This window comes from Microbacterium sp. zg.Y909, from assembly GCF_024626565.1.
Genome location: NZ_JANJFJ010000339.1, coordinates 1 through 4,805, shown reverse-complemented (window position 1 = coordinate 4,805; position 4,805 = coordinate 1). Strand labels below are relative to the sequence as shown.

The window sequence follows — 4,805 nt, the reverse complement described above, 5'->3', positions numbered from 1 at the left end:
TGAAGGTGCTGCACGAGGATGCCGGACTCGAGCGACTCATCGTCAGCACCTACCAGGCCGTCTCGGGCTCGGGCATCGCCGGCGCCGAAGAGCTGCTGGGCCAGGTCGAAGGTGTGCTGGCCCAGGGTGACACCCTGCGCCTGGTGCACGACGGCTCGGCCGTGGACTTCCCCCAGCCGGAGAAGTACATCGCGCCGATCGCATTCGACGTGATCCCGCTGGCCGGGTCCATCGTCGCCGACGGCGAGGGCGAGACCGACGAGGAGAAGAAGCTCCGCAACGAGAGCCGCAAGATCCTCGAGCTGCCCGACCTGCGGGTCGCCGGCACCTGCGTGCGCGTGCCGGTCTTCACCGGGCACTCGCTGTCGATCCACGCCGAGTTCGCCCGCGACATCACGCCCGACCGGGCGCGCGAGCTGCTGGCATCCGCCCCGGGCGTCGAACTCGACGAGGTGCCGACGCCGCTGCAGGCGGCGGGCAAGGACCCGGCGTTCGTCGGACGCATCCGCGCCGACCAGTCCGCCCCCGAGGGCAAGGGGCTCGTGCTCTTCATCAGCAACGACAACCTGCGCAAGGGTGCGGCCCTCAACGCCGTGCAGATCGCCGAGCTCGTCGCGGGTCGCCTCGGTGCCATCGTCTGACGCTGACGCTGACGCTGACGTCGATCACGACTGCGCGCGTCGGGCGACGCGGCGCGGTCCGGAGGCATCGCAGCGCTGACTAGACTGGATCATCGTGACTGAGACGTACGATGCCGTGCTCATCGGTGGCGGAATCATGAGCGCCACCCTGGGTACCCTCCTGAAAGAACTCCAGCCGGACTGGAAGATCGTCGTCTGCGAGCGCCTGGGGGATGTCGCCCTCGAGAGCTCCAACGCGTGGAACAACGCCGGCACCGGCCACGCGGCGCTGTGCGAGCTGAACTACATGCCCGAGGGCAAGGACGGCTCGGTCGACCCCGCGAAGGCGGTCGGCATCAACGAGCAGTTCCAGCAGAGCCGCCAGCTGTGGGCCACCCTCGTCGAGCGCGGCGTGCTCGATGAGCCGTCGACGTTCATCAACCCGACCCCGCACATGACGTTCGTGCGCGGCGAGAAGGACGTGGCGTACCTCAAGAAGCGCTACGAAGTGCTGAAGGGTCAGCCGCTGTTCGAGGGCATCGAGTACAGCGAGGACTCCCGCGTCATCAACCAGTGGGCGCCCCTGCTCATGCAGCGCCGCCGCAAGGGTGAGCCGTTCGCCGCCACCCGGGTGCCCGCAGGCACCGACATCGATTTCGGCGCCCTCACGCGCCAGCTGTTCGCCCACCTGCAGACACAAGACGTCGACGTCGTCACCAACTGCGAGGTCCGAAAGCTCAAGAAACAGAAGGACGGCACGTGGAACGTGTCGTACCGCAACACCGTGGGGCGCACCCCCGGCACGGTCAACGCCCGCTTCGTCTTCGTCGGCGCCGGCGGCTGGGCGCTGAAGCTGCTGCAGCGCTCCGGCATCCCCGAGATCAAGGGCTACGGCGTCTTCCCGATCGGCGGGCAGTTCCTCAAGACCACCAACCCCGCTGTCGTCGCCCAGCACAAGGCGAAGGTGTACTCGCAGGCATCCGTCGGCGCTCCGCCCATGTCGGTGCCGCACCTGGACACCCGCGTCGTCGACGGCGAGGCGTCGCTGCTGTTCGGTCCGTTCGCGACCTTCAGCCCCAAGTTCCTCAAGAACGGGTCGCTGCTCGACATCGTCACCCAGGTGCGGCCGGGCAACCTGCTCCCCATGCTCAAGGTCGCCGTCGACAACCCGTCGCTCATCACCTACCTCGTCGGCGAGCTCGCGAAGAACCACGCGAAGAAGGTCGACAGCCTGCGGGAGTTCGTCCCGACGGCCCAGGACGAGGACTGGGAGCTCATCCAGGCCGGCCAGCGCGCCCAGGTCATGAAGAAGGACCCCGAGAAGGGCGGCGTGCTGCAGTTCGGCACAGAGGTGATCGCCGCCGAGGACGGCACGATCGCCGGGCTCCTCGGCGCTTCGCCGGGTGCGTCGACCGCGGCCTCGATCATGCTCGGCCTGCTGAAGAGGTGCTTCCCCGACCGGATCTCCGAGTGGGAGCCGCGTCTGCGGGAGCTCATCCCCAGCTACGGCGAGACCCTCAACCCCCGACCGGATGTCGCGCGCGCCTCGATGGAGGCCACGGCCGAGGCCCTCGGCATCCACCCGTAAGGGCCCGGCGTGCGCCTGTGGTCATTGCACCCCGCGGTGCTCGACCGTGCGGCGCTCGTGGCCTGCTGGCGCGAGGGACTGCTCGCACAGGCCGTGCTCGGTGGCGCCACGCGGGGCTACACCCGGCATCCGCAGCTCGAGCGCTTCCGCGCCTGCGCTGACCCCGTGGCCGCGATCGGGCACTTCCTCGCCAGCGTGCAGACCGAGGCGACGGCGCGCAAGTACCGGTTCGACGCGTCGCGCATCACGCGCCCGGATGCCGCGAACCCCGAGATCCCGGTGACCGACGGGCAGCTGGCCTTCGAGCTGACGCACCTGCGGCGCAAGGTCGCCGAGCGGGCACCGGCGTGGCTCGAGCGCCTGCCGGACAGCGCCGGCGAGGTCCCGCCGGCCGCGCCCTCGTTCGTCGTGGTGCCGGGTCCCATCGCCGGCTGGGAACGCCCGTAACCCGGGCCGCGTCGGTTTCGGGGACGCTTTCGCGCCCCGAACGGTGGTGGCGCGGGTTTCGGGGGCGTTTTCGCGCCCCGAACGGTGGTGGCGCGGGTTTCGGGGACGTTTTCGCGCCCCGAACGGGGTGGCCCGGGTTCGGGGACGTTTTCGCGCCCCGAATGGTGGTGGCGCGGGCTCGGGGTCGGCGCGAGCGCCCGGATCAGAGCGGAGCGGCCTTGTCCCGCAGCACCTCCGCCTCGCGCTCATTCGCGGCGAGAGCCGCGGCGGCCAGCAGCTCGGACCGCGCCTCGTCCAGCCGTCCCAGTCGGCTGAGCAGCTCGCCGCGCACGCTCGGCAGCAGGTGCGATCCCTGCAGCGCGCCCTCGGACTGCAGGCGGTCGACGATCCGCAGCGCGGTGGCCGGGCCGGTGGCCATCGAGACGGCGACAGCGCGGTTGAGCTCGACCACGGGGCTGGGGGAGAGCCGCCCGAGCGCCTCGTACAACACCACGATGCGGTCCCAGTCGGTGGCGGCGACGCTGGGCGCCACGGCGTGACAGAGCGCGATCGCCGCCTGCAGCGCGTACGGTCCGCGGCCGCGGCCGGCGGCATCCGCCCGCGCCAGCGCCGCCTTTCCACGGACGATCTGCGCCCGGTCCCACCGGGTGCGGTCCTGGTCGGCCAGCAGCACGGGGGCGCCGTCGGGGGCCGTGCGGGCGGCGAACCGGGAGGACTGCAGCTCCATGAGCGCCACCAGGGCGTGCGCCTCGGGCTCCCGGGGCACCAGGCCGGCCAGCACGCGGGCCAGGCGCAGAGCCTCGCCGGCCAGCTCCTCGCGGATCCAGCGGTCGCCGCTCGTGGCGGCGTACCCCTCGGTGAAGACGAGGTAAAGCGTGCCCAGCACGCCGCCCAGCCGCTGCCGCCACTCGGTGGGCTCCGGGGTCTCGAAGGGCACGCGCGCGGCGGAGAGCGTCTTCTTCGCGCGCGTGATGCGCGCCTGCACCGTCGGCACCGGCACCAGCAGCATGCGCGCGATCTCCTGTGTCGACAGCCCGCCCACCACGCGCAGGGTCAGCGCCACCTGCGACTCGCGCGACAGCACCGGGTGGCACGCGATGAACACCAGGCGCAGCATGTCGTCGTCGATGGCCTCCCCGGCGTAGGGCTCGGCTTCGGTGAGATCCTGCGCGAGGGCGCGGTACCGCTCGTCCAGCGCGCCGCGGCGCCGCCACGCATCGATCGCCCGCCGCTTTGCGACGGCGGTCAGCCACGCCCCGGGGTTGCGGGGGACACCGGCATCCGGCCACCGCTGCAGCGCCTCGAGCAGGGCCTCTTGCGTGACGTCCTCCGCCAGCCCCACGTCGCCGGTGACCTTCGCGAGCGTCGCCACGATGCGCGCGCTCTCGATGCGCCAGACGGCGTCGACGGTGCGGCGGATGTGGTCGCCCGCGTCGTCGCCCCGGCCGCTCACCTCGCTCACCCGCTCGCCCTGTTCACGGTCGTTCGCGGCGCGGCTCGTCGCCGGTCACGACGCGTCGGCGGCCTGGCGCGCATCCAGCTCGTCGCGCCAGACCTTCTCCTTCTTCACATACTCGTTGTCCTGATAGTCCGCGAAGTCGGAGTCGTCGGTGAGGCGACGCACCTCGATCTTGTCGCCCGGGCCCAGCGGCGCGCGCTTGGCCCATTCGACCGCCTCCTCCTGCGTGGCGGCGTGGATCGTCCAGAACCCGTTGAACAGTTCGTGCGTCTCCCCGTAGGGGCCGTCGGAGACCACCGGCGCGTCAGCGGTGAACTCCACGACGGCGCCCTGCGCGGCATCCGTCAGGCCGTCGCCGCCGAGCAGCACTCCGGCCTTCATCATCGACTCGTTGTACGCGCCCATCGCGTTCATGACCTGCTCGAAATCCATGTCCCGGAAGTCATCGAAAGTTCCGCTGTTGCGCATGATCAGCATGTATTTGGCCATCGCCGTTCCCTTCATCGGTGGGCGCTTGCGCCCTCTACTATCGCGTCGAGCGGGCCGGAGCGGAATCGACATCCGCGTAGAATCCATGGGTGGCCAAACTGTACTTCCGCTATGGAGCGATGAACTCCGGCAAGTCGACGGCACTGCTGCAGGCGGCCTACAACTACGAGGAGCGCGGGCAGCGGGTGCTGCTGGCCAAGCC

The 4,805-nt window shown here is 70.9% G+C and carries 5 protein-coding genes and 1 pseudogene; 4 read left to right on the top strand and 2 right to left on the bottom strand.

Annotation, left to right across the window (positions count from 1 at the left end; translation table 11 throughout):
- From NQ160_RS18635 to NQ160_RS18625, 3 genes are all read left to right on the top strand, one after another.
- Positions 1 to 641 (top strand): aspartate-semialdehyde dehydrogenase (locus tag NQ160_RS18635; protein ID WP_257516614.1); only part of this gene is annotated, 641 nt, incomplete at its 5' end.
- Between the two features lie 136 nt (positions 642 to 777).
- On the top strand, positions 778 to 2,208 hold the full coding sequence (gene mqo / locus NQ160_RS18630; protein ID WP_374113677.1) for a malate dehydrogenase (quinone): 1,431 nt from the start codon (positions 778 to 780) through the stop codon (positions 2,206 to 2,208).
- Between the two features lie 9 nt (positions 2,209 to 2,217).
- Entirely contained in the window at positions 2,218 to 2,655 is a 438-nt protein-coding gene (locus NQ160_RS18625; protein WP_257516612.1) for a pyrimidine dimer DNA glycosylase/endonuclease V, read from the top strand.
- A 202-nt stretch (positions 2,656 to 2,857) separates the two neighbouring features.
- Here the strand turns inward: NQ160_RS18625 and NQ160_RS18620 are convergent, their stop codons facing one another.
- Both NQ160_RS18620 and NQ160_RS18615 read right to left on the bottom strand, forming a co-directional pair.
- A complete protein-coding gene (locus NQ160_RS18620) occupies positions 2,858 to 4,117 on the bottom strand; it encodes an RNA polymerase sigma factor (protein ID WP_257516611.1) in 1,260 nt (419 codons plus the stop codon).
- 45 nt (positions 4,118 to 4,162) lie between these two features.
- A complete protein-coding gene (locus tag NQ160_RS18615) occupies positions 4,163 to 4,603 on the bottom strand; it encodes a YciI family protein (protein ID WP_257516609.1) in 441 nt (146 codons plus the stop codon).
- A gap of 89 nt (positions 4,604 to 4,692) precedes the next feature.
- Here NQ160_RS18615 and NQ160_RS18610 point away from each other — a divergent pair.
- Positions 4,693 to 4,805 (top strand): annotated as a pseudogene (locus NQ160_RS18610) (thymidine kinase); the annotation flags it as partial.

Coding starts and splice junctions, on each gene's coding strand:
- NQ160_RS18615 (WP_257516609.1), bottom strand. CDS start 4,603: ATGGCCAAATACATGCTGATCATGCGCAACAGCGGAACTTTCGATGAC.
- mqo (WP_374113677.1), top strand. CDS start 778: ATGAGCGCCACCCTGGGTACCCTCCTGAAAGAACTCCAGCCGGACTGG.